This window comes from Pseudoselenomonas ruminis, assembly GCF_008271295.1.
Taxonomy (GTDB): Bacteria; Bacillota; Negativicutes; order Selenomonadales; family Selenomonadaceae; genus Selenomonas_A; species Selenomonas_A ruminis.
In genome coordinates this window covers 303,668-330,508 of sequence record NZ_VTOY01000001.1, presented here as the reverse complement: position 1 = coordinate 330,508, position 26,841 = coordinate 303,668, and the positions used below count along the sequence as shown (strand labels likewise).

At 51.6% G+C, this 26,841-nt stretch carries 27 protein-coding genes; 5 read left to right on the top strand and 22 right to left on the bottom strand.

What is annotated here, in order from left to right; all coding sequences use genetic code 11:
• Positions 1-40: 40 nt before the first annotated feature.
• Both nadE and FZ040_RS01350 read left to right on the top strand, forming a co-directional pair.
• Positions 41-1,933: an NAD(+) synthase gene (gene nadE, locus FZ040_RS01355; protein ID WP_149170346.1), complete on the top strand. Its 1,893-nt coding sequence runs from the start codon at positions 41-43 to the stop codon at positions 1,931-1,933.
• Between the two features lie 54 nt (positions 1,934-1,987).
• The gene (locus FZ040_RS01350) at positions 1,988-2,416 is read left to right on the top strand and encodes an FKBP-type peptidyl-prolyl cis-trans isomerase (RefSeq protein WP_149170345.1); all 429 of its coding nucleotides are present in this window, start codon (positions 1,988-1,990) and stop codon (positions 2,414-2,416) included.
• A 112-nt stretch (positions 2,417-2,528) separates the two neighbouring features.
• Here FZ040_RS01350 and FZ040_RS01345 read toward each other — a convergent pair whose 3' ends face one another.
• The 6 genes from FZ040_RS01345 to FZ040_RS01320 form a co-directional block, all read right to left on the bottom strand.
• On the bottom strand, positions 2,529-3,848 hold the full coding sequence (locus FZ040_RS01345; RefSeq protein WP_149170344.1) for an MATE family efflux transporter: 1,320 nt from the start codon (positions 3,846-3,848) through the stop codon (positions 2,529-2,531).
• A gap of 166 nt (positions 3,849-4,014) precedes the next feature.
• Positions 4,015-4,425 (bottom strand): hypothetical protein, encoded by a 411-nt coding sequence (locus FZ040_RS01340; protein ID WP_149170343.1) that lies wholly within the window; start codon positions 4,423-4,425, stop codon positions 4,015-4,017.
• On the bottom strand, positions 4,410-4,817 hold the full coding sequence (locus tag FZ040_RS01335; protein WP_149170342.1) for a VOC family protein: 408 nt from the start codon (positions 4,815-4,817) through the stop codon (positions 4,410-4,412). Before FZ040_RS01335 ends, FZ040_RS01340 begins: the two co-directional genes overlap by 16 nt.
• Before the next feature lie 12 nt (positions 4,818-4,829).
• The gene (locus FZ040_RS01330; RefSeq protein WP_149170341.1) at positions 4,830-5,615 is read right to left on the bottom strand and encodes a ZIP family metal transporter; all 786 of its coding nucleotides are present in this window, start codon (positions 5,613-5,615) and stop codon (positions 4,830-4,832) included.
• 9 nt (positions 5,616-5,624) lie between these two features.
• Positions 5,625-6,476 carry a flagellin lysine-N-methylase gene (gene fliB, locus FZ040_RS01325; protein ID WP_255448729.1) on the bottom strand — a complete coding sequence of 284 codons (852 nt, stop codon included), beginning with the start codon at positions 6,474-6,476 and terminating at the stop codon, positions 5,625-5,627.
• Positions 6,476-7,501, bottom strand: coding sequence for an aldo/keto reductase (locus FZ040_RS01320; RefSeq protein ID WP_149170339.1), 1,026 nt, complete (start codon positions 7,499-7,501; stop codon positions 6,476-6,478). Before FZ040_RS01320 ends, fliB begins: the two co-directional genes overlap by 1 nt.
• Before the next feature lie 170 nt (positions 7,502-7,671).
• Here FZ040_RS01320 and FZ040_RS01315 point away from each other — a divergent pair, with 170 nt between their 5' ends.
• Entirely contained in the window at positions 7,672-8,037 is a 366-nt protein-coding gene (locus FZ040_RS01315; RefSeq protein WP_149170338.1) for a hypothetical protein, read from the top strand.
• Positions 8,038-8,136: 99 nt separating this feature from the next.
• Here the strand turns inward: FZ040_RS01315 and FZ040_RS01310 are convergent, their stop codons facing one another.
• Entirely contained in the window at positions 8,137-9,528 is a 1,392-nt protein-coding gene (locus tag FZ040_RS01310) for a sodium:solute symporter family protein (protein ID WP_187620198.1), read from the bottom strand.
• A gap of 112 nt (positions 9,529-9,640) precedes the next feature.
• Positions 9,641-10,135 carry a hypothetical protein gene (locus FZ040_RS01305; protein ID WP_149170337.1) on the bottom strand — a complete coding sequence of 165 codons (495 nt, stop codon included), beginning with the start codon at positions 10,133-10,135 and terminating at the stop codon, positions 9,641-9,643.
• Positions 10,136-10,303: 168 nt separating this feature from the next.
• Here FZ040_RS01305 and FZ040_RS01300 point away from each other — a divergent pair, with 168 nt between their 5' ends.
• Both FZ040_RS01300 and FZ040_RS01295 read left to right on the top strand, forming a co-directional pair.
• Entirely contained in the window at positions 10,304-10,879 is a 576-nt protein-coding gene (locus tag FZ040_RS01300; RefSeq protein WP_149170336.1) for a beta-class carbonic anhydrase, read from the top strand.
• Between the two features lie 225 nt (positions 10,880-11,104).
• Positions 11,105-11,491, top strand: coding sequence for a site-specific integrase (locus tag FZ040_RS01295; RefSeq protein WP_149170335.1), 387 nt, complete (start codon positions 11,105-11,107; stop codon positions 11,489-11,491).
• A gap of 125 nt (positions 11,492-11,616) precedes the next feature.
• Here FZ040_RS01295 and FZ040_RS01290 read toward each other — a convergent pair whose 3' ends face one another.
• From FZ040_RS01290 to FZ040_RS01225, 14 genes are all read right to left on the bottom strand, one after another.
• Complete coding sequence (locus FZ040_RS01290) at positions 11,617-12,348, bottom strand: 7-carboxy-7-deazaguanine synthase QueE (protein WP_149170334.1); 732 nt, start codon at positions 12,346-12,348, stop codon at positions 11,617-11,619.
• 2 nt (positions 12,349-12,350) lie between these two features.
• Positions 12,351-12,728 carry a 6-carboxytetrahydropterin synthase QueD gene (gene queD, locus FZ040_RS01285; protein WP_149170333.1) on the bottom strand — a complete coding sequence of 126 codons (378 nt, stop codon included), beginning with the start codon at positions 12,726-12,728 and terminating at the stop codon, positions 12,351-12,353.
• 53 nt (positions 12,729-12,781) lie between these two features.
• Positions 12,782-14,017, bottom strand: a complete 1,236-nt coding sequence (locus tag FZ040_RS01280) for a glycosyltransferase family 2 protein (RefSeq protein ID WP_051635174.1) — start codon at positions 14,015-14,017, stop codon at positions 12,782-12,784.
• A 33-nt stretch (positions 14,018-14,050) separates the two neighbouring features.
• A complete protein-coding gene (pssA, locus tag FZ040_RS01275) occupies positions 14,051-14,761 on the bottom strand; it encodes a CDP-diacylglycerol--serine O-phosphatidyltransferase (RefSeq protein WP_149170332.1) in 711 nt (236 codons plus the stop codon).
• Positions 14,761-15,393 (bottom strand): phosphatidylserine decarboxylase family protein, encoded by a 633-nt coding sequence (locus tag FZ040_RS01270; protein ID WP_149170331.1) that lies wholly within the window; start codon positions 15,391-15,393, stop codon positions 14,761-14,763. The genes pssA and FZ040_RS01270 overlap by 1 nt, the downstream gene beginning before the upstream one ends.
• A gap of 77 nt (positions 15,394-15,470) precedes the next feature.
• Positions 15,471-16,196: a WecB/TagA/CpsF family glycosyltransferase gene (locus FZ040_RS01265; RefSeq protein ID WP_187620197.1), complete on the bottom strand. Its 726-nt coding sequence runs from the start codon at positions 16,194-16,196 to the stop codon at positions 15,471-15,473.
• Positions 16,197-16,289: 93 nt separating this feature from the next.
• On the bottom strand, positions 16,290-17,435 hold the full coding sequence (locus tag FZ040_RS01260) for an ABC transporter permease (RefSeq protein ID WP_149170330.1): 1,146 nt from the start codon (positions 17,433-17,435) through the stop codon (positions 16,290-16,292).
• A complete protein-coding gene (locus tag FZ040_RS01255; RefSeq protein WP_149170329.1) occupies positions 17,416-18,510 on the bottom strand; it encodes an HlyD family secretion protein in 1,095 nt (364 codons plus the stop codon). Before FZ040_RS01255 ends, FZ040_RS01260 begins: the two co-directional genes overlap by 20 nt.
• A gap of 94 nt (positions 18,511-18,604) precedes the next feature.
• Positions 18,605-19,090 carry a MarR family winged helix-turn-helix transcriptional regulator gene (locus FZ040_RS01250; RefSeq protein WP_187620196.1) on the bottom strand — a complete coding sequence of 162 codons (486 nt, stop codon included), beginning with the start codon at positions 19,088-19,090 and terminating at the stop codon, positions 18,605-18,607.
• Between the two features lie 26 nt (positions 19,091-19,116).
• Positions 19,117-21,546 carry a hybrid sensor histidine kinase/response regulator gene (locus tag FZ040_RS01245; RefSeq protein WP_255448691.1) on the bottom strand — a complete coding sequence of 810 codons (2,430 nt, stop codon included), beginning with the start codon at positions 21,544-21,546 and terminating at the stop codon, positions 19,117-19,119.
• Positions 21,547-21,692: 146 nt separating this feature from the next.
• The gene (gene aspS, locus FZ040_RS01240; protein ID WP_149170328.1) at positions 21,693-23,498 is read right to left on the bottom strand and encodes an aspartate--tRNA ligase; all 1,806 of its coding nucleotides are present in this window, start codon (positions 23,496-23,498) and stop codon (positions 21,693-21,695) included.
• Entirely contained in the window at positions 23,498-24,763 is a 1,266-nt protein-coding gene (gene hisS, locus FZ040_RS01235; protein WP_149170327.1) for a histidine--tRNA ligase, read from the bottom strand. The genes aspS and hisS overlap by 1 nt, the downstream gene beginning before the upstream one ends.
• A complete protein-coding gene (hemZ, locus tag FZ040_RS01230; RefSeq protein ID WP_149170326.1) occupies positions 24,757-26,298 on the bottom strand; it encodes a coproporphyrinogen dehydrogenase HemZ in 1,542 nt (513 codons plus the stop codon). Before hemZ ends, hisS begins: the two co-directional genes overlap by 7 nt.
• Positions 26,295-26,744, bottom strand: coding sequence for a Fur family transcriptional regulator (locus FZ040_RS01225; protein WP_149170325.1), 450 nt, complete (start codon positions 26,742-26,744; stop codon positions 26,295-26,297). The genes hemZ and FZ040_RS01225 overlap by 4 nt, the downstream gene beginning before the upstream one ends.
• Positions 26,745-26,841: the final 97 nt, after the last annotated feature.

Here is a 26,841-nt window from a genome sequence, read left to right as displayed (position 1 = left end):
ATTAACTTATTTATGTAATAATCTAAGGAGTGTTTTTCCCTTGTTAAAAATCGCTATGGGCCAGATGGAAGTCATTCCTGGCCATCCTGACCAAAACACCGCCAAAATCCTCTCGATGATAGCCGATGCCAAAAAACAAAGCGTCGACCTCATCATCTTCCCGGAAATGGCTGTCCCCGGTTATTTGTTAGGAGATACCTGGGAGCAGTCCTCTTTCCTGAAGGACTGTGAGCGCTACGGTCAGGACATCATTGACGCGTCAACGGGCATAACGGTAATGTTCGGCAACATCGCCATTGACTGGTCAAAAAAGAACAACGACGGCCGCGTGCGCAAATACAACGCCCTGTTTACGGCCCGTGACGGCAAATTGGTCCAGCCCGACAACATGCCATATCCCTATGTCATCAAGACGTTAATGCCAAACTACCGAGAATTTGATGACACGCGCCATTTCTTCAGCCTGCAGAAACTGGCCCGTGAGCTCGGCACAACGCCCGACCAGCTGCTCTCACCGGTAACGCTGAAAATCAAGGACCGCCACTACCGCGTAGGCTGCCTGCTTTGCGAAGATGGCTGGAGCGACAACTACGAGATGGAACCGATCGAGATGCTTCGCCGCCATCATAAGCCGGACTTCTTTGTCAACATCTCAGCCTCCCCGTATACACTTGGCAAAAACGACAAGCGCAACCGCGTTTTTGGCGCCCAGGCCAAAGACGCCGGCGTACCGCTTTTCTACGTCAATGCAATCGGCCTGCAGAACAACGGCAAGACCATCTACACCTTTGACGGGTCAAGTACGGCCTACAATGCTAACGGCGATGTCTGCGCCGTTTCCGAAGAATACACCGAAACGTTGACCATTATCGACCTCGATAGCCTTGACAAGTCAACCCCCGTTGACAAGTCAAAGGAAAAAGACATCGCGCATATTTACCGCGCGCTTCACTACGGCGTCAAACATTTCCTCGAAAACATCCGCATGAAAAAAGTCGTCATCGGCATCTCGGGTGGTATCGATTCAGCTGTTGCCGCCGCTCTCTATGCCAAAGTTGTCGGCCCTGAAAACCTGCTGCTCGTCAACATGCCCAGCGTCTTCAACTCCGAGACGACCAAGGGGCTTTCGCAGCAGCTGGCCAACAATCTCGGCTGTCAATACATGATTGTGCCGATTCAGCAATCGGTTGACCATACGATTGACCAGCTCGAACACACGCCGATGACGTATCTGGCAGACGGCAGCACGACCAATCTGTCGGTTTCGTCCTTCGTCACCGAAAACATTCAGGCCCGGGACCGCAGTGCCCGCGTTCTCGCCGGTGCTGCCGCAGCTTTTGGCGGCGGCTTTACCTGCAACGCCAACAAAGCCGAGACGACCGTCGGTTACTCGACGCTTTACGGTGACCAATCAGGCTTCCTTGCCGCGCTTGCCGACCTTTGGAAGCATCAGGTCTACGCGCTGGCCTACTATATGAATGAAGAAATCTACGGCCGCGAAGTCGTGCCCCAGGGAATCATCGACATCGTGCCGAGTGCCGAGCTTTCCAATGCACAAAACGTCGACGAAGGCAAGGGCGACCCGCTCAAATACCCGTATCATGACTACCTGTTCCGCTCCTTCATCGAGCGCTGGGAAAAAGCGGCGCCGCAGGATATCCTCGAATGGTATGCCGCTGGCACCGTCGAAGAAAATCTCGGCTGCGAGCCGGGACTTGTCGCCAAATATTTCCCGACTGCCAAAGACTTCATCGATGACCTCGAACGCTGGTGGAACCTCTTCTGCGGCATGGCCATTGCCAAACGCATCCAGGCACCGCCGATTCTTGCCGTCAGCCGCCGCGCTTATGGGTTTGACCACCGCGAAGCTCAAAACGGTCCTTACTACACGCGCCGCTATCGGGAATTAAAAGAAGCGCTGCTGAATTCGTAACACCGTTTATGCTATACTAAATAACATAATTACCACAAGAAATGGAGATACACAATGAGCAACGAAAACAAAAAAGTCAAAGTTCACTACACGGGTACCCTCAACGATGGTACGAAATTTGATTCGTCCTACGACCGCGGCGAACCGCTCGAATTTGTCTGCGGAGCCGGTATGATGATCAAAGGCTTTGACGAAGCCGTCAAAAACATGGCCATCGGCGAAACGAAGGACATCCATCTGATGCCCGAAGAAGCTTACGGCATGCCCTCGGACGAAAACATCATCACGATGGAAATCGCCCAGCTACCTGGTGCCGAAGGCCTCGAAGCCGGTCAGAAAGTTGCCCTGCAGAATGCCTATGGCCAGCCGGTTCCCGTCACCGTAACGGAAAAGACCGAAACCACTATCACCTTTGACGCCAACCACGAAATGGCCGGCAAAGAACTGAACTTTAAAATCGAATTGGTCGAAGTCGAAAACTAAAATCTTCGCAAATAAAACCAAAGGCCCCCGCGGCGAAACCGAAAATACGGTTCGCCGCGGGGGCCTTTTACGTTATGAAGTCACTTCAAATTATCTTATGATTTCACTGCTATCACGACAAAAGACAGCTGCGATAAAGCAGCACGGCAATGAGAACGGTCACGATATCGGCCGCCAGCTGAGCGGCGATGACGCCGGTATAGCCAAACCAAAGCGGCAGGATGGCAAGCGCCAGCGCATAAACAATGCCCTGACGGCATAGAGAAAGAAACAACGCCGGCAGGCTTTTGCCAGTTGCCTGGAACGTGCAGATAAGTACCAGGCCAATGCCCATAAATACGATAGCTGGCAGCTGCCAGTAGAGCATCATAACCCCCTGCGCAATAAGTTCGGGCTGCTCGAGGAAAATATGCATGACCGGCCCGGCAAATAAAGCAATCCCTGCGGCCAGCACGAGACTCGTTCCCACAACGGCCTTCAAGGCAAAGGCGATTACCTTTTGCAGGCGCACCTTGTCCTTGGCGCCATACGTATAGCCAATGAGTGGCTGCCCGCCAAAGGCAAGCCCTACGACGACCAGCGCAACAATCATGATGATTTTCATGACGATGCCCATGACGGCAATCGCTTCACTGCCATAAGGGAGCAGGCTGCGGTTCGTCATCGCGATGCCAAGCGTCTGCGTAAAATTCGTCACAGCTGCTGCAAGGCCAATCGAAACGATGGCCTGTATTTCCTTGCGGTCGATGGAAAGCGCGGGCAAGTCGAGCGACAGCTCCGCGCAATGGCGGCGGATATAGCACACGGCGTAAATATCCGAGCAGATATACCCAATGACAGTTGCCATTGCCGCCCCGGCCGCACCAAGCTCCAGCCCGAAAATCAGCACAGGGTCAAGCGCGATATTGATGACCGCACCGAGAATCGAAGCGTTCATCGAGATTTTCGGGCAGCCTGCCGTACGCAATAGATTCGTCGGCACGAGCGAAAAAATGACAAACGGCGCACCAGCGATAAACCACGAATAATAGGCCGCCGCATGCGGGATGACCTCTCCCTCAGCCCCCAAGAGCGCGAGCATCGGCCCGCGCAGGGACAAGAGCACGATTGCCGCGAGCAGGCCAAACGCAATAGCACCATAAAAGCAAAAGATGCTGAGCCGTTTGCCATCTGCTTTGCGGCCCGCGCCAAACAACCGCGCAATGACCGAACTGCCGCCCAGGCCAAACAAATCGCCAAAGGCCAGCATCAATGTAAAAAGCGGCGTGCATACCGATACGCCAGCGATCAGTGCCGTATCACCAGTCAGCGCAATAAAGAATGTATCGGCCATATTGTAGACAAGCTGCACGACCATGCTCATGACCACCGGCAGTGCCAGCGTCATATACGCCTTTGGAATCGGCATCCGCGCAAATAATTCATCCGTCAAAAAATTCCCTCCTAAACAAAAACATCCATAATCCGAAAACTGCCGGATTATGGATGTCCTTACCGTAGCGATTGCTCGCCCTACTATCGTTTCCCTATGAAAATCTTTTCTTAGCATAACATATCCAGGCGCAAAAGTCACGCCATGCGATACGAACGGCCAAAACTCACTCCTCGAGAATATTACGGCGCGGAACGAGTTTCGTTTCCTGCTGACTGGTCAAAAGCGAGCCATCGGCCGCCCGCGGGATTGGTTTGCTCGTATCGACCACCGCATGAAGTTTGGGCTTTTGAATATAACAGGACTCCAAATGCCCCTGTTTGTATTCCGATACGCGGATGCTGCCATCGGGCAAAACGTGTTTAACCGTTTCCGTAAACTCCCGCTGGGCCCGAAGCTCCTTTAACTCCTTCTGGGTCTTTGTCATATCCTCGATTGTCTCGGGAATCTTTCCGAGCTTTTCAGCGACCCTATCCGAAAACAGCTCGCGAAATTCGCTGGTTCCCGCCGCCTTTTCACGGCTGATATTCGTCTCACCAGCAACGCCAATTCTTCCGACTTTCATTTCCTGTTCCATGATCGCACCTCACTGTCTTCATAACTGCAAAGTTCCACCAAATTGCCATCCGGATCCCGCAGATAAATACTCTGCATATTCCCCTGGGCACCATTTCGCGCCACGATATCCGTTTCAAGTGAAAGCCCTTTTTCCATAAGTTCCCGTTTAACCTCAGCCATCGGCCCGGATACCACCAAACATAAATCCAGCGACCCCGGCGTAGGATATTGCGCGGCGGGCAGGAACTCTGCTTTTCGGGTATGTATATTTATCTTCTGCTGGCCAAAACGAAGCGCATAGCGATTATTCTTGCATTCAATGGTCATTCCTAAAACATCGCCATAAAACCGCAAACAATCCGTCAGCGAATTTGTCACCAGGACCAGATGGTCAAATTGTTCGATTTTCACCACAATCTCTCCTTACCCCAACGTGACATCAAGTGCCATCATCAACGTGAAGCCCACCGAAAAGCAAAGGACACCGACATTTGAATGCCTGCCCGCCGACATTTCCGGGATGAGTTCCTCCACCACGACGTAGAGCATCGCACCGGCCGCAAAGGCTAGCAAGTACGGCATAAACGGCACGATATACGCCGTCGCAACAATCGTGAGCAAACCGCCCAAAGGTTCCACCACACCGGACAACATTCCCGCCACAAAGGCCTTATGACGGCTAAACCCAGCACTTCGAAGCGGCATCGAAATAATCGCGCCCTCCGGGAAATTCTGAATGGCAATTCCCAGCGACAGCACAAAGGCACCGGCCATCGTAATATCCACATTACCAGCCATCCAGCCAGCAAACACCACGCCAACTGCCATTCCTTCGGGAATGTTGTGAAGCGTCACGGCCAGTACCAGCATCGTCGTCTTCGAAAAAGAACTCGCCGGCCCCTCCGCCGTCTCCTCATTCATGTGCAAATGCGGAATCACATGGTCGAGCAATAACAAAAACAACGTCCCGAGCCAAAAACCGATTACCGCCGGCAAAAATGCCAGCTTGCCCATCCCGCTGGCTGCTTCCATCGCAGGAATCAAAAGACTCCAGACCGAGGCGGCTACCATTACGCCGGCGGCAAAGCCCGTCAGCCCCTTTTGAACCTGCTCGTTTAGTTCCTGGCGCATAAGGTAGACACAGGCTGCGCCAAGGCTTGTCCCGGCAAAAGGAATCAGTAGCCCCTGGGCTACTTCCATAGAAATCATAGACACTCCTTATACAAGCTCCATCAAACAGCGTACATTTTCAACGCTGTATTCCACCTGTTCCGACCAGCGCCGGACCGACTCATCCAATTGACCAGTCAATTGATAAAGAAGCGAAATAAAATCCGCATTCAGCTGCGCATAGGAGAGCACGGTTCCCAAGCCATAGGTTCTGGCATGCTCCAAGGCACGATACAAGATATATTGATAGATTCGCGTAAACAGGCACGATTCCTCGCGCGTGAGCGGTTCCAGCGTTTGCACGGCTGCCGCTAGTTTTTCCAGCTGTTTAGGCCAGTCGGCATCAATCGGTGCCGTTTTATTCATGCACGCCAGCACAAAAGCGGCATCCTCCGCCGTCATGCCGTCCTGATACAAAAGCTCCTCTTGCGGAAGTTCTATCCCCAATTGCTGCAGCAACGTTGACAAGTCAAGGAACTGGTCAGAACCTTCCACATGAAAGGTCAAATTTGACAAGTCAGCGAGCAAAAGTTCACAGCTCTTTTCACAGCTAAGCCCCACTCCTGCCAGCTCATAATTCCCCACCGTCACAAAAAACCGCGGATGATTGGCACAGATATCGCAAAGAATTGACTCGTCCGCCTTGCGTATCAACTGGCACAGGCCATCCGCCCGCAGAAACGGGCAGCGGTCATCCGCCTGCAAGCGGAACTGCCAGCTGCCATCCTGCCAGATAATATTTTGGCGGATTTCCTCCTCAAGCGGCCCAGAAAGCTCCTGATAGCGTTTGGCCGTCCGCTCATCAATATCAATCTCCCAGCCCTGGCAGCAGCTATGACGGCAGGCACCCGCCTTGCAGGAAAACTGTTCATAAAAATCCGGATAATATGTTGTCACCATCAAACCTCGATTTCCCCAGCGAGGACTTTTTGATAGTCCTCATAGTTTTTGCGCAAAAGTTCCGGCGTATTGAGTTCATAGGGGCACTTAGCCGTACACTGACGGCAGTTGAGACATTGTTCGATTTTCTTCATCTCCGCCTGCATCGCTGGCGTCAGCCAGGCCTTTGACGGCGCCCGGCGCAACATCAGCGACATGCGCGCACATTGATTTATCATAATACCGGCCGGACAAGGCATGCAATACCCGCAGCCACGGCAAAAATCGCCGCATAGTTCCTGCCGCTCCGCTTCGATATAGTCCTGCAGCTCGTCATCCATCCCCGGCGTTTCCTTCATATACGAAAGCCACTCGCGAAGTTCCTGCTCGCGCTGAATGCCCCAAATCGGCACGACATTATCATACTGCGCGATATAGGCCATGGCGGCTTCAGACCGATTGATAAGGCCGCCCGCCAATCCCTTCATAGCAATAAACCCGACATTCTTTTCCTTACAAAGTTTTACGAGCTTTACTTCCTGTTCCGACGCCAGATAGCTGAACGGAAATTGCAATGTCTCATAAAGACCAGACTCCACGCATTCAAACGCCACTTTGATTTTATGCGCCGTCACGCCGATATGGCGAATCTTGCCTTGGGCTTTCGCCTCGAGCATCGCCTCATACATGCCCGAACCATCGCCTGGCCGCCAGCACTGATCCGCACAGTGAAACTGATACACATCAATGCAGTCGGTTTGCAGCAGGCGAAGCGACGTTTCCAAATCCTGCCAAAAGCCTTCCGGCGTCTTGGCATGGGTCTTGGTCGCCAAAAACACCTTATCCCACATGCCATGGAACGCTTCGCCAAGCTTCTCCTCACTGTCGCTATACGCACGCGCGGTATCGAAATAACGCATGCCACCCTCATAGGCCGACCGCAACAGCTTTACCGCTTCTGCTTTCGTCACGCGTTGAATCGGCAGTGCACCGAACCCATTTTGTGGCACGGTAATACCAGTCGTTCCCAACGTTATCTGTCTCATACAGACGCCCTCCTAACGTTCAAATCTTGCTCTTTTTATTATACCAAGATTCCGTCTATCCTCCTAAATTTTTTTGCAAAACCATTTTCTGTATTGTCAGAACTTTCGCCCGATGATATAATTATTATAGTAGTCTTTCCTGTATTGCACCAAGCAAAGGAGGGATTAACATGAGCGGCATTGGTGCAATCAATGGGGCACCCAGCATCTGGAGCCTGGCAGCGTCGGGTATTTCTGCCATCCGGGCAACAGCTGCATCTAAGGATTCATCACACGAAGCTCCAAACCCGAACGACGTACCGCTGGATCGTAAAACTGTGGATAGTGCAACGATTACCAAGCGGATGTCGGATGGAGCAATGGTTGTTTTGACGCTTCACGGCGATGATGTGGTAACTTCACAGACCTATTCGCACACCGGCAAAAGCCTGTCGCTTGCTACCAGCTACGCACCAGGACCACAGCGCGAAATTCACCACTATCAAAACAACATGGACAGTATTTTAGCTGGTTCTATTATCAATATCACCGCTTGACAAATGCATCACGGATTCGATGAGGGGGCATACAGGAAATACTAGCAAGCCGCTGGCACAGAGCCAGCGGCTTTTCTTTTTCTTTTTGTTGTAAAACTACTACGATTCCCTAACCGGCCGGCTGCTCCGGCGCTCAGCGGCCAGCCCCAACAAGATAACGAGCAGGCTTACCCCAAGGCCGACAAAAATCGGCGATACATTTACCTGCACCACCCCAGCCACAATGGCCGCACCCAGCGACAAAACCATCGAAGCCACCGCCCACTGCGGCGATACTGCCCGCGGCTTAAAGATAGCCAGGGTAAGCGGAATAAATATCCCGCAGCCGCGCAGGGCCATCGAAAGATAATTCCAAAACAAAATCTGCGAATCCCGATTCGCCGTGGCAATCGCAATGGCGATAAGGACAGCCCCCACTACTGCGCCCCGCAGCAATGCCAGCTTTCCCCATTCCGACTTTATCTTAAGCAAAGGTTCCAATATATCCCTGGCTACCATCGTCCCCACGCCGAGCGACAGCCCGGCAATCGAGCCAACGATTCCCAGCACAATTCCCCCAAGCGCCATGCCGCCCATCAACGGGGACGCATAGTGAAGCAGATACGCAGGCAGCGACAGCATCGCCGGAAGCTCCGGATGGGCCGCCTGCATATAAATTCCCATCATCGCACAGGGAACACCGATAGGAATCGCGGCCATAGCTGCGAGTATCAGCCCAACCGCAGCGGTCCGCGGCGTCGCCGCCGAAAAAATCGCCTGAATATACGTCTGCGTGCATATCATCCCGACCAAGACCGAAGCAACATTTGTCAAAATCGAAGAAGCGCCAATCCCCCAGATGGTAAAAAAGCCTGCGGGCTTATCTGCCAGCAAAGCCGGCGCAGCCATCAGACCCTGCCACGCAGTATACCCCAACGCAAACAAAGTCCCAAACAGAAACAGCATCTTTAAAATGCCGCCGACTGAAGCAGATTTCATCCCGCCAAAGAACGCATATAACACGACGAGCAGCAATAACATAACTGCCGATTCCAGATAAGACGCGCCCGTTAACGCGGCCAGCAAGGCAATCCCCGGCAAGGTACTAGCCACAGCACTGAACAATATGCCCAGGGACGTCGCAAAACTCGTAAACCGGCCAGCTCCTTTTCCATAGTTTTCGACCAGATACTGCGAGATAGTCTCAAGCCCCGTATACCGCAATGGCCGCGCATAAATTAGTCCCATAACCAGCAGGGACAGGCCAACGCCAATCGTAAACCATACCGCAGACAGTCCCACGGAGCCTGCCAACTGCGCGGTGCCAACCGTTGCCCCGCCACCAACGCAAGTACCAGCAATACTGCCCGCAATCATCGGAATTCCCGCCGACCGGCCGCCAAGACTGAATCCCTCCGCCGAATGCACCGAGCGGGCAGCATACAGACCACCTGCCAATACAACCAAAATCGTCATCGCCATGACGACAAAATGTGCCAATGAAAAATCCAAACGAACTCGCTTCCTTCCCTGCGGCAAAAACAAAACCCAGGCGAATCTTCCATTCGCCTGGGCTCCTTTGCTGCCATCGATAGTTCTACCCTAACATATCCCAAAAACAATGTCAATCATCGTCATCGTCGTAAAAATCATTCCAGCCCGACTCCTCATCACCGTTATCGGAGTCGTTGTAATCCGAATCCTCCTCATAATCGGAATCGTATGCTGCGGCATTGTCCTCATCAAAAACCCCTTCATCGTCATCCCAAATCAAATCATCGTACGCATCGCATTCCTCATTATCAAAAGGATCTTGATGGATGACGTAATTGTTGGTCGTTTCCTGGTTCACCGTTTCCTTATCCCCACTGAGCAGATGACCGAGAACCGCCCCGGCCACGACCCCACCGGCAACATTGCGCAACGTATGGTCTTTCTCATCCCGCAGGACAGTTGACGATTGCCGTGCCGGTACCTTTCGCATTGCCACCATCGCCTGCCTGCTATCTTTCTTCGCAGCAATAGCAGCCTGTTCTTCCCTTTTGCCCTTATCCTGCTTTGGCCGGAACAATAACCAGCCAATACCTATCCCCAAAGCAATCAGCAACAACGTCCCCATCGACATTCCCTCCCTATCCATTGATTCTCTATCCTATAATCAATATACCTCTATCCTTGTCGACTGTCCATACGTTGACTTATCAAAATCCCCACCAAAGCAGGAAAACAGCTGCCGGCAACAGAAATACATACGAAACAAATAGACAACAACAAGGAGGAAAACACGATGTCCATACTACAAGATATCCTGGCGGTCAACGCCTCATTCTGCGCCAGCCCGCCAATTGATTACACCGAGGAAGACCACCATCAGAGCAAACTGCCGCAAAAACAGGTGGCCATTATCACCTGCATGGATACCCGCCTGGTCAATTTTCTTGAACCAGCGCTGGGACTAGCCCGCGGCGATGCCAAAGTAATCAAGACCGCTGGCAACTCCGTGACTGGCGTCTTCGATGGCACCATCCGCAGCCTTATGGTCTGCATCTATGAACTCGGCGTCAAAGAAATCCTCGTCATCGGCCACCACGAATGCGGCATGTCCAAGACCACCTCCCAAAGCCTCACAAAAGCCATGCTGTCACGTGGCGTTCCCAAAGAAGCTATCCACATGATTGCTAAGGAACTTGCCGAATGGGCCGACGAATTCCAGCATCCCGAACAGAACGTCATCGATACCGTCGAAGCCATCCGGCTAAATCCCCTGATTCCCGCCGACGTGCCAGTGCATGGACTTATTTTCCATCCGCGGACAGGAAAATTAGATGTTGTAATTGAAGGCTATGACTATGCGCAAAAATAATACCATCGCCGCTAAATACCAAAATAAAATACACCTTCAGCCAGCCAAGCGGAAGGTGCATCCATCCCCAAAACTATTCATGGAGTTTATACTATGGTAATGTTCTTGATTCTATGTTTCATTCTTCTTATCGGTACGTTCATACTACTCGGCTTTCTACTCGGCTTTGCCTGGAAGCTTCTCAAGTTCCTTCTCGCCAGGCGTCACAGCTGACTATGTCTTCAAATCCAGCACTACCGGAAAGTCCAGCTGCAACAGCGGCTGCTATCTCCCACCTGGCTGGATAACGGCTTTATCTTCACCAAGATCGATGGCAGCCCCGTCACGCCCAACCGCGTCAGCAGCTTCTTCATGTGGCTGCGCAAAAAACTTGGCATCAAGACGACCTTTCACATGCTGCGGCATGACATGGCCAGCCGGATGAAAAACTCCAGCTACTTCGACCTCAAGGACATCCAGAACCAGCTGGGACACGCCAGTATCAAAATCACCATGGATTTTTATACACATATTGATGAAGAAACACAACAGTCAAAAGTCAGCCAGTGGCTCGAAGAAGACATTTCCGGGCTCATAAATCCGGAACAAAACCCAAAGGCAAATCAGTCCTAAAAAACTGGTTGCTCTACATTTGCTCTACCCCCCCTCAATCGCAGCAAAAAGGCACCACGGAAAACTCCATGGTGCCTTTGCTGACAAGGGATTGCGCGATTTTGGATTTTTCACCAGACGGAAAATCACAGTTGCGCGATCATTTTGTGCGTCTGCGGGATTACGCGGACGTCTTTTAGTTTGGACAGCGCGTAGTTCTGGCAGATGAGGATTTTCTCGGGGCTCGCCGCCTTACAGCCGCCGTATGGCGTTACGGGCTGGATGATGAACAAGGTCTCGGGAGCCGTTTCTGCGACGAGGTCAATGGCCTGCCGGAATTCTTCTTCCGTGGTTTCCTCTCCCACTACCAGTTTGATATACAGGTCTTTTGCTTTGGCCACCTCGATAAAACGCTTATGCGCCTCCCACTGCGGTTTGCTGATGATGCTCGGCAGTTTGATATCCATGCTGATGATATCGACGACATCGATGATTTCCGCGAGCTGCTCATACAACGTGCCATTCGTCTCAAGGAACACCGGCACCTCAAGTTCCTTGGCGACCTCACGAATATAGGCGGCATGCAGGAGCGGCTCCCCGCCCGTGAAACTCACGGCCTGATGCGGAACTTCTTTGCAGAGGCGGTTGATTTCCATAGCGGTCTGCTCCGCCGAACGCGGATTGGGGAGCTTGGCAAACTCACGGCTGCCCGCATAAGTTTCTACGTCACAGCGCGCATGGCTGCCAGGCGTGTTTTCCGTATCACAATATTTGCAATCGAGGTTGCAACCTTCTAGCCGCACGAATACCTGACGGCAGCCGACGTATTTTCCCTCGCCCTGTATGGACGAGAAGATTTCTATCAGATTCTCTTTCATAGTCAATCCTTCGTATACGTTACACTAGACTTCGGCGATTCAAAAACCGTGATGGCATGCAGAACGCTGTCGCGTTTAAATACATCGCGGCCGGCAAGTTCTTCAAAAATAATCCGCGCAAGATTTTCAGCTGTAGGATTTACGCCCTGGACAAATGGCTCCAATTCGTTTAAATACCGATGGTCAAAACGCTCAAGTACCGCAGCCAATTCTTTTTTCATGACCTTAAAGTCAATCAGCATGCCGAGCTCGTCAAGTTCTTTGCCTTTTACTACTGCCTCAACGACCCAATTATGGCCATGCAGGCGCGCACACTTGCCCGGATAGCCTTCGACATGATGGGCAGCTTCAAAGGCGCCCTCTATTTTTAATGTATACATACAATACTTCCTTTCGCTTAAGGCAAAACCTCCCTCATAGAGGGAGGCTTCTTTTAACGCCCGATATTCTTGGTGTTTTTGACATTGCCAACGATATCATCCATGCTCATGGCACGCGTATGCTGCGTATGGCTCCACTCGTGGTCATTGCGGTTGATAAACCCGAGGAAGATAATCGGAATCCAGGAGTAAATGAACACCGGATAGAGCAGCATGTAGAGCCAGGATTTCCACTTGGCACGAATCTTAATCAGGATAATCATCGGCAGGATGTACTGGCCGAGCATGATTGCCGTCATAAGCTGCGATGGCATGAAGTTATAGATGTTCGTATAGAACGGTTCAAAACCGAGCTGGATGTAGCTGATGATGATGAAGATGGTTGAAATCATCAGGAAGTGCGGCTGCATCAGATAGATACATTCATCCCACATGCGGATGTCTTTGTGTTTCCAACCAGCTTTGAGCATCTTCGGGATAAAGCGGTTGCCGACATCGAACTGTCCCTGTGCCCAACGCTTGCGCTGGTTCCAGGACTGCTTAAACGTCAGCGGCTTTTCATCATAGATGATCGCATCATGCGCCCAGCTCGTCTTGATGCCCTGTGCCATGCACTTCATCGTAAATTCCATATCCTCCGTCAGGCAGGTTGCATTCCAGCCATGTTCCTTGAGGATATCCGACGAGAAGCACATGCCCGTACCGCCGAGGCAGGCCGAAAGACCGATATTGGATTTTGCCAGATGGGAGATATAGCAGATGACCCAGAAGGCAATAGCAAAGGTACCGGCGACCCAGGTATCGTACGGATTTTTCGCATCCATATAACCCTGGATAACTTTATCGCCCTTGCACAGGCGGTTATTCATCTCCATGAGAAACTGCGGATGAACGAGGTTGTCAGCATCAAAGACGCAAACGGCATCGTACTGCTTCTCCATCTTGAACAAACGGTCAAACATCCACTCGAGGGCATAGCCCTTGGACTTTTTCGTCGGATGCGTGCGTTCGTGAACAATAGCACCAGCATTTGCGGCAATCTCCGCGGTATTATCCGTACAGTTATCCGCAATTACATGGATATCATACATATCCTTCGGGTAATTGAGCCCTTGCAGATTCTCGACGAGCTGACCGATGACGGCATGCTCATTATGCGCAGCGACAATCAGCGCAAACGTCTTTTTCGGCGTTTTGATTTTCGTCTCACCGCGACGCCACATGCCACAGAAGCCAATGACGAAGAAGTACAGCGTAAAGAGGAAAATCATGATCTGCATGGGAACCATGATGATATCAAAAGGATAATTAAACAAAAATCATCAGCCTTCCTTTGCAAAAAGTGCAATCAGTGTATTTACGATGCCAGCGGCAGCATAGGTGCAGAAAACAGCTACAGCGAGCGCCGGCAGCAAAGCCTCACGGCCGAACCAAAGGATTGCGGCAAACATGACAGCCGCGAAAGCCTTCGTGACAAGGAAAATCGGCTCTGCCCCATCGCCCTTAAAGTTCGGGTAATGGACATGGCTGACCATCAGCCAGCCTACCACGGCCATGATGATGGGATACGCGAGGCCAAAGCCCATCGGGTCAATACCTAACAGCACAAACAGCAGCGTCGTCATCGCCACGATGTTGCCGCCCGCCGGAATCGCCAGGCCCATAAAGTAACCATGTACGACATCGGCATTGACATTAAAGCGCGCCAGACGCCACATGCCGCAGACAGCAAACAGAATAACTACTGCCATGCCGAGCAAATCATAGTTATGCAGGACAAAGGCCCAGGCCAAAAAGCCCGGCGCGATACCAAAGGAACCCAAATCGCAAAGCGAATCCATCTCCTTGCCCATCTCACTGGACACGCCAAAGAAACGCGCCGTACGGCCGTCGAGGCCATCGGCCACCAAGGCCAGCAAAATGAAGATAGAACCCCAGATGAGGTCGCCGCGATAAGTTGCAAGAATAGAGCACATACCAAAAACCAGGTTCATCGATGTGCAAAGATTAGGTATAAACCGTCTATAATCCATCAGTCTTTAATCCTCCCGAGAATGGTTTGTCCGCCAGCTACTTTCTGTCCTTTTTCCACCATGATTTCTACATTTTTCGGCATGACGACTTCCAGACAGGAACCGAATTTAATCATGCCGTAGAGCTCACCCTGCTCGAGTTTATCATCGAGGGTGACATAGGACACAATGCGGCGGGCCAAAATGCCGGCAATCTGCTTGACACTGATGCGGATGCGATCATTTTCAATTCCAAGCACATGATGCTCGTTTTCAAAACCAACCGTATCCTTATAAGCCGGACGGAAACGCCCGCAGAAATATTTCTGCAGCTTAATCTGTCCCTTAATCGGACTGCGGTTGACATGCACGTTGAAAACCGACATAAAGATAATGACCTTGTTGCAAGGTTCTTTGACAAATTCATCCGTCTCAAGCGGAACGATATCCGTTACCGTACCATCGGCCGGAGACAGAACGACCGAGTCATCCAGCTCAATATGGCGCTTGGGATTGCGGAAAAAATAGCAGAAGTACAGCATTAAGACAAAAGGAACCACCGCTACATAAGGATGCCAGGACAGCCCGAGCACTACTCCCAATACAGCACAGCCAAAGATAAACGGATATCCTTCAGATATAATAGGAGCCAAGCTCCCACCTCCTATATAAAAACGAAATAACAACACGATAATTATAAGGAAAAAAAGCGTCTTTGTCTACGCACTCCTTACTTTTTGGCGGCATGAACCTTGAGCACGAACTTCGGCAGCGCCATAAGACGGCCAGCCCGTTTCGGCTGCAGCATACCGCGGAAAAGCCATTCGAGTTTAGCTTTCTGCATCCAGAGCGGCGCACGTTTCATGACACCAGCCATGACGTCAAGCGTACCGCCGACACCGATGGAAACCGGAACGCCAAGCTCTTCTTTATGCTTATAGAGCCATTTTTCCTGCTTGGGCACGCCTAATGCCGCCAGCAGCAGATCCGGTTTTGCCTCTTTAATCTGGGCGATGATTTCCGATTCGTCCTTCTCGGTGAAGAAACCGTTGCGGACGCCAACGATCTCGATTCCCGGATAAAGCTCCTCAGCTTTTGCCTTGGCTTTCTCCGCTACTCCCGGTGCCGAGCCGAAAAAGAATACGCGGCGCTTCTTCTTCGGTGCTATGCGCATAAGTTCCTGCGCCAAGTCAAAGCCAGCCACGCGCTCCGGCATATCATGCCCCAGATGATGCGCCGCCCAAACCGTACCAGCGCCATCCGGAACAACCAATGCCGCATCGTTTAAAATGTCTTGGAGTTCTTTGTCATGCGTTGCCCGCATGATCATCTCCGCATTAGCAGTTGCAATGAGAACGTTCTGTTTCTCATCCATATAATCCTGTACCTGTGCCACCGCCTGCGACATCGTTACAGGATCTACGTTTACACCTAATATATTAATTTTATCGGACACGCTGTTCCCTCCAATTAATCAAAACACTCATTTTGTTAGTGTACTACAAAAAAAAAGGAGCGTCAACTCCATAGCGACGCTTCCTTATTTTTCTCAATTATCCAATACCATTTGCCGCTCTTTTATAACCTCTTTGCGCGAGGCATAAAACCGCAGACAGAATAAAATCGCCACAACGCCCATATAGACGAGAAAGGCGCCAAACGTTTGCGCAATATCGCCAAAGCCTGCACCACGCGCGATGATATCGCGCTGGAAGTGATATTCCCAGGTAAGCGGAAAGATATGGCTAAACGTTACGACCCAGGGGGCTAAAAAAGTAGTTGGTCCGGTCATGCCGCCAAAAATAAAGCCGCCCGGAATAAACAAAATCATCCGGCTTGAGGCAATGCCAGGATTGGCCGCCGTCCAGCCAAAAAACAAACTCAGTGCCCCTGTTACCATGATGTAGAACAGCTGGATAAACAAAAATGTCAACAAGCTGCCAGTAAAGCTAAGGTCGCCCCAAATGCGCAGGACAGCCAGCCCCACTACCCAGGAAACCAGCAAACAGCCGCCATACGGGAGAATGCGTGCCACCAGGTCCCATGGAGTACCTTCGAGCAGGATTGAATCCAGCTGATGCGAAAGGCGGAGACGCGGTATCATACCAATCGTAGCAAAGGTAAAAAACATCGAGCCAAAGAAGAACAAAAAGCCCAACGTCTCGCCGTTATCTTTGGAATCGTGCGGATTGAACAGATTGCGCGACGCAAGATTCAACTGCCCGCGGATGCTGTCATTCGTGCTGCCGATATCACCTTGCGCCGCTGCGTTATCCAGCCCGACAATTTCATTCAAAGCTTCCTTGATGTTGCTCGTCTGGGCTGTATTGGTATTATCATAAAAGACACCAATATTTGTTGCTACACCTGTATACCGATCCTTCTCCAGGCCGCGCGGAAAATACACCACGGCCGCCGCGCGATCCTGATAAAAAAGCTCCTTGGGGTCCATGACCGTATTGACTACGGCTGTAACCTTCATATACTCCGAAGCCTCAATGCGGTTGGTCAGTTCACGCGTATAGGCAGAGTTATCCAGGTCGATTATTACAACCTTCGCATCCTTGGCAATATTTCCATTTAATAGCACCGACATAAAAACGGTAATCACCATGGCCACCATGAGGCAAACTTTTTCATAGGGCATTCCCTGCCCCGAAAACAGAAACTTTACTTCATCTTTTAGTGAATTCACGTTCATTCACCTCAATAGTCATGCCCGGGATGACACCATCCTGCGGGTCAACATAAATACGGACCTGGAACGCGGAAAGATCTGCCTGCCCCTTCTCACGGGTTGATTTTAAATCGGCAAATCCCGGAGCCTGCGTCAGCAGGCGAATCGTGCCCGTAACTTCGCGCTCGCCAGCAACCGTTGTTCCTTTAATCGCCTGTCCCTCTTGCAGCTTCGCTGCCTGCTTTTCACTGATATAAATATCGTAATAGCTGCGATTGCTTTCGAGCAGCACCACTGGTGTCGACGGCGAAATCATCTCACCTTCCTTGACGAGCACCTTCAGCACTTTGCCATCCTCCGGTGCGCGGAGCGTCAGCCGCTCTTTGGCTACTTCCAATTCCTTTAATTGAACTTCGAGCGCCTGTTTTTGCTGCTGGAGCGATTCCACATCATTGCTCATATTGGCCGCAGCCTGACGCTGCTGGCCAATCGTATCGGAGGCACTGCCATTATAGCCTGCGCGCAGTTTCTGGAGCAATTGCTGCTGCTGCTCCAAACTTGCCTGCGACACCTGCAGCGACATCTCCGCATCATCGAGCTGGCTTCTTGAAATGGCCCCGGCATCAAACAAAGCAACCTTACGATTGTAATCAATCTGGGAATTGCGCAGTGTTGCCGCCGCTGCCGAAACCGCAGCAGACTGCTGGTCAATCTGCCGGCCGCTCTGGCTCGCATCCGTGTCGGCTTTTTGGAAATTGATCCCCTGCGTGCCGCTGGTCGAGCGGATCTGCGCATCCATCTGGGCAATCTGTGCCTTGAGCTTTTCTATGGCCAAATCGGTATCCGTCGAGTCAAGCTCCATGATAACGTCACCTTTTTTTACATAATCGCCCTCTTTTACAGACTCCTTGATAAGGCGTCCGCTAACCGAATCAAACGACATTTTGATCTGCTCGGCAGTCAGAATGCCTTCCTTCTTCTCCGTTGCCAACGCCAGGGCATCGTTGCCCTTATACATCAGTATCAGTCCACCAATGAGCAGCAGCGCAATAAATACGATTCCCGTCCGCGTTGCCTTTTGTTTTGCATTCATTCTTTCCTTCTCCTTAAATTAGTTTGATTACTAACTATAAAAGCAGAGAAGTCCCAGACTTCTCTACGCAATAATCCTCATCTGTGCAAAATCATCAAAGAGCCAACTTCTTCAACAGATATATAAGCTCTTTTTGTTCCGGCTCTGAGAGTTTTTCCATAAGCCTGGTAACACGAAGATAATGCGGCGGCAGGATTTTTTCCATGAAGGCTGCGCCTTCCTCGGTCATAAAGACGATTTTGCCGCGTCCATCGTCCGCTGCCGGACGAATCACCACGAGACCATCGCGTTCCAACCGCTGAAGCATATTGCTGATCGTCGCCCGGGTCACGCCAACTTTTTCCGCCAGATCTGACGGCGCGATGCCAGTTTCGCTGTGCTGATGCAGTACCACCAGTGCACAGAATTTTCCTTCGGACAAATTGTACTCTTTTTGCAGCACATCTAAAATCGATTGCTGTATCTCCTCGCCTACCATCTTGATGCCAAGCATGGCGATTACCGCGGCTGGATTGATTTCCGGGATAATTCGTTTATGGCGCTCCAGCTCCTCCCAAGCTGGTATTATTTCACGCTTCACCTCAACGCCTCCATATAGTTAGTTCGCTAATTACTTATTATACGGTTTTCGCGGGAATTGTCAAGCAGCTCGGTTATCGAACGAAGTAATACCGGCATCTCAATGGGTTTAGCGATATGACCATTCATTCCCGCGTCCAAAGCTGCCTGCCTGTCCTCAGCAAACGCATTGGCCGTCATTGCGAGAATGGGTATGCCTGCTTTTTTTGCGTCAGGCAGTGCCCGGATTGCCCGTGTGGCCTCGTAGCCATTCATATTTGGCATCTGCACGTCCATCAGAATCAAATCGTAGGTACCAGCTGGCACTGTCTGCAATTTTTCCACACATTCTTTTCCATCCGCAGCGCGTTCCATGTGAATCCCGGCTTCCTGCAAGAGCGTCATGGCGATTTCGGCATTGATTTCATTATCTTCGGCCAGCAGAATGGAAATTCCCGCCAAGGACGCCACCCCCGGCTCAGCATTCTTTTGCCTGGCGATTTCACTTGACTTGGCAAACTGATGCGGAATACTCACCACAAAGGTGCTGCCACGCCCCTTTTCGCTGGTGACTTCAATCGTCCCATCCATAAAGGTCACGAGCTTTTTGACAATTGACATGCCAAGGCCGGTTCCTTCGATTTTCGTACTGGTCGTGTTGTTCTCCCGCGAAAACTCATCAAATACATGCGGCAGGAAATCTTCCGACATGCCAATGCCCGTATCGGAAATTGTAGTCCGGATAATCCCCCAGCCCTCTTTGCTGCCGGGCAATTCCTCACAAACCAGGTGGACACTGCCGCCCGGTGCCGTGTACTTGCAGGCATTCGACAAGATATTCAGAAATACTTCGCGCAATTTGGTCGTATCGCCATACAAATAAGCATGTTCCACTCTGACCTCGCAGGAAAACTCCAATTGCTTGGCCTTCATCAGTTCTTCTACCACCGAAAAAATTGTATTGGCAAATTCATGGGTATTAAACACATTGTTTTCCAGTGCTAAGCTTCCCTTTTCAATCCGTGCCATTTCGAGCACATTATTGATAATCGATAACAACACCTTGCTCGCTTCCTTGATTTTGGTCAGATAGTGGTGGCACCGCTCGGGATCGTCCTGATGCTTTTCCACTAAATCCCGGAAGCCCATAATGGCATTCATCGGCGTGCGGATATCATGGCTCATATTGAACAGGAAATTCGTCTTGGCCGCATTGGCTTCTTCCGCTACCCGGCGCGCTTCGGCAAGTTCCTGCTGTTTTTTCTGCTCGGCCATAAACATCGACTGCACATCACGAAAGCCCGCAATAAAGCACGGCGTTCCCTTTACACTGATATCCCGCGCAAAACATGCCTGGAACTGGCAGCGCTTCCCATCGAGATTCGTCCGTGCATAGTCAATCCGGTAGACCCCATCATGCGGAATATGTTTTAAGAGCTCCTTGATACTGGTCTGCTGATACAGCCGCTTGCGATCCTCGGGCACGACAAACTTATCGATATAATTATGAATGGCTTTTTCATAACTGATTTCCTTGACATCCTCCAAGACCCGTTTCGTTGTCACCGACTTCGTATTCGTGCGCACGAGCGAAACCAGGTTAAGCGTCGCATCAATATACCAGACAGAACTGTATTCCCGGGACAAGCCATTTATCAGCATATTATACTGTTCCCGTTCATGGGCTGTCCTTTTTTTCTCGCGCACTTCTTTATCGATGTTCTCAAACGCGCAGACAAGTATCGGCCGCTGGGTCAGCTTAACGATCCGCAAGCGGAAATACGTGTCGATACCGTTTTGCCGCGTGCGGTACAACTGAACGACAAAGGGCTCCTCGGCTAACCGTTTTTGCAAGTAATCAAGGTCAGTCAGGCGCATCATATCGGCCGCGTCGTCCGGATGAACAAAGGAATCGATATACGTCTTCATGAGTGCACGCGGCGTGAGTTTCTTGGTCTGGCTAAACACGACGTGCTTGGCAATATCATTCATGCGGACGGGCTGCACCGAATGGTCGAAAATATTTACATAATAGATGGCACTATAACATTCGGCGAGTAAATCCACCGTTTCCTGCATGAGTCCTTCGTGTTCTTTCTGGCGCGTTATATTCTCAATCGCCAAAATCACCCGCGATACGGGATTTTCACTGCCCATCCGGATAAAGTCCAGGCGGTACCAGCCTTTTGTCAAATCATGCACCGCCAGCGAAATCCGCTTTTTCCCGTGCAGGCGATTGGCAAGCGTTGCCAGCTGGATAAAGTCAGCGACTTCCTGATGCGAGCCATGGACGGTTGCTGCCGCTAGCATTGCGTCCAGCCGGTTTTGCAGCCCCTGCTCCTTGGGACTGGCCTGCTCCATCGAACCCGCAACTTTCACCAGATAATCGCTGCCCGTTTCCAGATCAAGGATTTGAACCCATTCATATATTTCAGCCATAGCGACCAATGCTTCTTTGCAATCGTTCAGCCATTCCATTCTATCGCCCTCTTTGCCTCTGCTAACCACTCCAATCTTTTTTATAGTATTCGTCCTCTTCCCGTTTTTTCCTTGTTCACCGCATAGAAAAAGCACCCTTCCCATTTTGCCATGGGAAAGGTGCCCGAAAGCAGGAACGCAACTGCTTACTGTTCCTGTTTATTCTCTTTTTTCTTGACAGCCGTGCGAATCGAAAGCTCACGGAGCTGTTTCTCATCGACTGCCGACGGTGCTGCCGACATGACGTCGCGGGCACTCTGGTTTTTCGGGAAGGCGATGACATCGCGAATCGAATCGCGTTTTGCCATGAGCATGACGAGACGGTCGAGACCGAATGCCAGACCACCATGTGGCGGCGTGCCATACTGGAACGCATCCATCATGAAGCCGAACTTCTCATGCGCCTGCTCATAGGTGAGGCCCAGAGACTCGAAGACTTTCTCCTGCAGCTCTGCATTGTAGATACGCAGCGAACCGCCACCGACTTCGACACCATTGAGGACCATGTCGTAAGCCTTTGCCTTTACGCGGCCCGGGTCGGACTGCAGATACTGGATATCCTCGTCACGCGGTGCCGTGAACGGATGGTGCATAGCCTTCCAGCGTTTCTCCTCGTCGCTCCACTCGTACATCGGGAAGTCGACAACCCAGAGGAAGCGCAGTGCATCCGGGTCGATGAGGTTGCGCTCTTTACCCATCTCAAGGCGGAGCTGACCGAGAGCCGTGTCAACGACCAGACGCTTGTCGGCAACGACGAGCAGCAGGTCGCCGGTCTTGGCACCCGTAGCCTCAGCGATTTTGGCAAAGGTCTCATCGCTGTAGAATTTCTTGAACGGGCTCTTGATGCCCTCTTCGCTGTACTGAATCCAGGCAAGGCCTTTCGCGCCATAGATCTGGACGAATTTAACGAGGTCGTCGAGGCGGCGGCGCGGAATGTCAGCATAGCCGTCAACCTTGATGCACTTGACCATACCGCCGTTTTCGATAACGGCATTGAATACCTTGAAGTCCGAACCTTTGACGTACTCGGAGATATCCATGAGCGGCATATCAAAGCGGAGGTCCGGCTTATCAGAACCGTATTTGTCCATAGCCGTATCCCAATCCATGCGCTCAAACGGCGTTTCGATTTTCGCACCGATTGCCTTTTCAAACATCTCTTTGGCGAGCTCTTCCATCAGGCCCAGGATCTGATCCTGATCCATGAAGGACATCTCGATGTCGAGCTGCGTGAACTCCGGCTGACGGTCAGCACGAAGGTCCTCATCGCGGAAGCAACGGACAATCTGGAAATATTTCTCGAAACCAGCGACCTGCAGAATCTGTTTGAAAATCTGCGGGGACTGCGGCAGAGCGTAGAACTCACCCGGATTTACGCGGCTCGGAACGAGGAAGTCACGAGCGCCTTCCGGCGTGCTCTTGCAGAGCATCGGCGTCTCAATCTCGAGGAAGCCGTTGCGGTCGAAGAAGTCACGCATGATTTTCGTGACGCGGTGACGCAGCATGATGTTCTTCTGCATCTCCGGGCGGCGCAAATCAAGATAACGATACTTGAGGCGAACCTTCTCATCAACGTCGACACCATCCTGAATGTAGAACGGCGGCGTCTTAGCCTCATTGAGGATACGCAGTTCTGCGCAAACGACCTCAATCTCACCAGTCTCCATATTCGGATTGATGGTCTCTTCGCTGCGGGCACGGATTTTACCGCGGACAGCGATGCAGAACTCGTTACGCAGGGACTCAGCCTTGTGGAACGTGCCCTCATTCATGGAAGCTTCATCGAATACGACCTGCACGAAACCGGAACGGTCACGCATGTCAACGAAAATCAGACCACCATGGTCACGACGACGGGAGACCCAGCCGCACAGGACGACTTCCTGGTCAACGTCGGTTTTGCGAAGTGCACCGCAATGATGCGTGCGCTTCATGCCTTGTAATGTTTCCATTAACCTTTCACCTCAGCACATAGCTTTTCTATTATTGTATCAAAAGAAACCTTCTGTTGCTCGCTCTTTTCCATATCTTTGAGCATCACGCAGGATTCTTTGACTTCGTCTTCACCGATGATCAGCGCAAAGCGGGCATTCGCCTTGTTTGCCTGTTTCATCTGGGCCTTCATACTGCGGCCCGCATAATCCATACCAGCCTTGAGGCCAGCCTGGCGCAGCTGCGTCAATAGCTTGAATGCCGGCCCCTGGGCCGCATCGCCGAGCGCCACCACATAGGCGTCAGTCTTCTTGTCCATCTCCGGCAGCAGGTTCTGCTTCTCGAGGGCCAAAAGGACGCGCTCAAGACCCGTGGCAAAGCCAACGGCCGGCGTCGGCTTACCGCCGATTTCCTCGATGAGGCCATCGTAGCGGCCACCGCCAGCGACCGCACTCTGCGCGCCAAGCGGAGCATACTTGATTTCAAACGCCGTCTTCGTGTAGTAATCAAGACCGCGGACGAGACGCGGGTCGAGCTCAAACTCGATGCCAGCATCGGTCAGATACTGCTGTACCTTGTGGAAATGCTCCTGGCATTCGTCACAGAGACAGTCCGTAATCTTCGGTGCGTCAGCCATATACGGCTTATCCGCATCGGCCTTGCAGTCGAGAATTCTAAGCGGGCTGCGCTCAAAACGGTCTTTGCAGTCGTCGCAGAGGTCGTCTAATTTATCGCGGAAATAGTCCTGCAGGACTTCGCGATATTTCGGACGGCAATGCGGGCAGCCAACAGAGTTCAGGCTCAGCTTGAGGTCTTTAAGCCCCAGCGAACGCAGGAAATCAATCGCTACCATGATGACTTCGGCATCGACCATCGGATTCTCTTCGCCAAGTGCCTCGACACCAAACTGATGGAACTCACGCATGCGGCCGGCCTGCGGACGGTCGTAGCGGAACATCGAGCCGATGTAGAAGAGCTTTACGAGCGACGAATCGCCATAGAGTTTATTCTGCAAGTACGCGCGGACAGCCGAAGCCGTATTTTCCGGACGCAGCGTAATGCTGCGGTCGCCGCGGTCCTTGAACGTATACATTTCCTTGTCGACGACATCGGTGCCCTCACCGATACCGCGATGGAAAAGCTCCGTATGCTCGAATACCGGCGTGCGGATTTCTTCGAATCCATAACGGCCGCAGAGCTCACGGATTTTGCTTTCTACATAATTCCATTCGCCGACGGTATCCGGCAGAATGTCTTTGGTTCCCCGAGGGGCATTGGTTAACATTCGTTGGTTTCCCCCTGTTTTCCGTAGGCCTCTTCGAGAAGCTGCCTGCGTTTTTCTATATAGATATCTACATCACGCAGATACGTTACCAAATCTTTGGCGTTAAATGATGATTTCATGCGCTTGCGGGCAAAGTCAACGACCTTTGTCGTGGCCGAACCGCCAATCCCGATAATGGTCTGATGTTCTTCCATAATCTGGATGTTATACATGCCCTCAGCGCCCTTGCGGCAGCAGCCGACATTTTCCAAATCGCCGGACATGTAACCTTGGCGGTAGAGGTAATACGGCTGATAGCCGCCCTTTTCAATAAAGGACATCGCGACCTCAGACATCTTGCGGGTTTCCGCATCACCGGGCAGGTCGACATGACGCTCCTCCATAATGAGCTTGAGCCGGGAGCCGCGCTTTAAGGCCAGCGCATGAAGTGTAATATCGTCGGGCTTTAACGCGACAACTTTTTCCATCGTATCGCGGACATCTTCGGCCGTCTCCCCCGGAAGCCCCAAAATCAAATCCATATTGATTTCAGGAATACCGGCCTTGCGCAGGGCCTGATACATCGCCACGACATCCTCGGGCGTATGCTGGCGGCCAATGATTTTCAGCGTGCGCTGCTGCATCGTCTGCGGGTTGACACTGACACGGCTGACCTTGCAGTCCACCATCGTCTGGATTTTGGCTGGCGTTATGCTGTCGGGGCGTCCGGCCTCTACCGTAAACTCCACCAAATTTGGCCCATAAAAAGCATTATATACCATCTGCATCATATTCGCAAAATAGCGGTCTGGCAGAGCCGTTGGCGTGCCGCCGCCAATGTAAACATTCTGCACGGTAAAGCCATAGTGCTCCACAGCCGCTTTGGCTGCCGCCAAGTCTTTTTCCAGGACTGCCATAAACTTGTCGAGCTGCTTCTCGCCCGGCAGGATATTAGCCGGAAACGAACAGTACAAGCAGCGGGTCAGGCAGAACGGAATTCCTACATAAATGCTGATGGTCTTTTCATCCGACGTTTTCAAAAACGGCAGCTGACGGAAGGCCATCGGCGTAATGATGCGGGCTTTTGCCTCACTGCAGGCAAAGTCGGTCATCAACCGCTTGACAATGGCTTCTTCCTCCATGCCGTACGAAATCCAACGATGGACAATTTTCGTCGGCCGGACGCCATGCAGAATGCCCCAGGGTGCCTGGGGCATGTGAAGCTCTTCGACAAAGATATCATAAAGATTCCGCTTAATCGTGCGGTTTACGGCAGCCCGCTCGAGCTCATCGCCCTTGCCTTCGGCCACGCGCACCCAGCGTTTCACTTCGCCTGCCGCATCAAACAGCAGCAGGGTGGTTTCCATGCGGACGAGCTGTCCATCATGTGCGCCCTCGGCCATAACGGGCAGGCGCCGGTTGACTACCGACAGCTGCTCATAATCGCTTTGGCCCCGGCGGCCAACGACTTCCACCTTGAATAGGCTCAGGACCTCGCGGGTAATCTTCGAGATGATTTCTTTTTTCGAATTGAGCGTAAAAGTCCTTACCTTCAAGCCTGCTGACACTCCTTGCAGACGCCGTAGAATTTTACCTGATGGTTTTCTACATGGAAGCCCATCTTCTTTTCGATATCAGCTTCCAAATCATCCATCAAATCATCCTCGAACTCAATGACCTTGCCACAATTCGTGCAAATCAAATGGTGATGATGATGCTCCGACGGATTGGTCGTATTGACCTCGTAACGGCTGCACCCGTCACCAAATTCCATCTTCTGCAAAATCCCAAGGTCCGATAACAGTTCAAGGCTCCGGTAAACTGTCGCGAGACCAATCTCCGATTTATTTTCCCGCAAAATGCTATGAACATCTTCCGCCGAAAGATGTTCGCCGGGATGCTCCAGGAAAATCTGCAGTACCGTCTGGCGCTGCGGCGTCATTTTATGCTGGCGCGCCTGCAAACGTTCCTTCAAATCCTCCATTGTAAAAGTCTGTGCCATAAAACCAACCCCTTCATGTATCAAAACGAACCGTACTGTCCTATCTATAATACACGTATAACTTCATGAATCAAATAAATTTATTATAGCAGAAAAA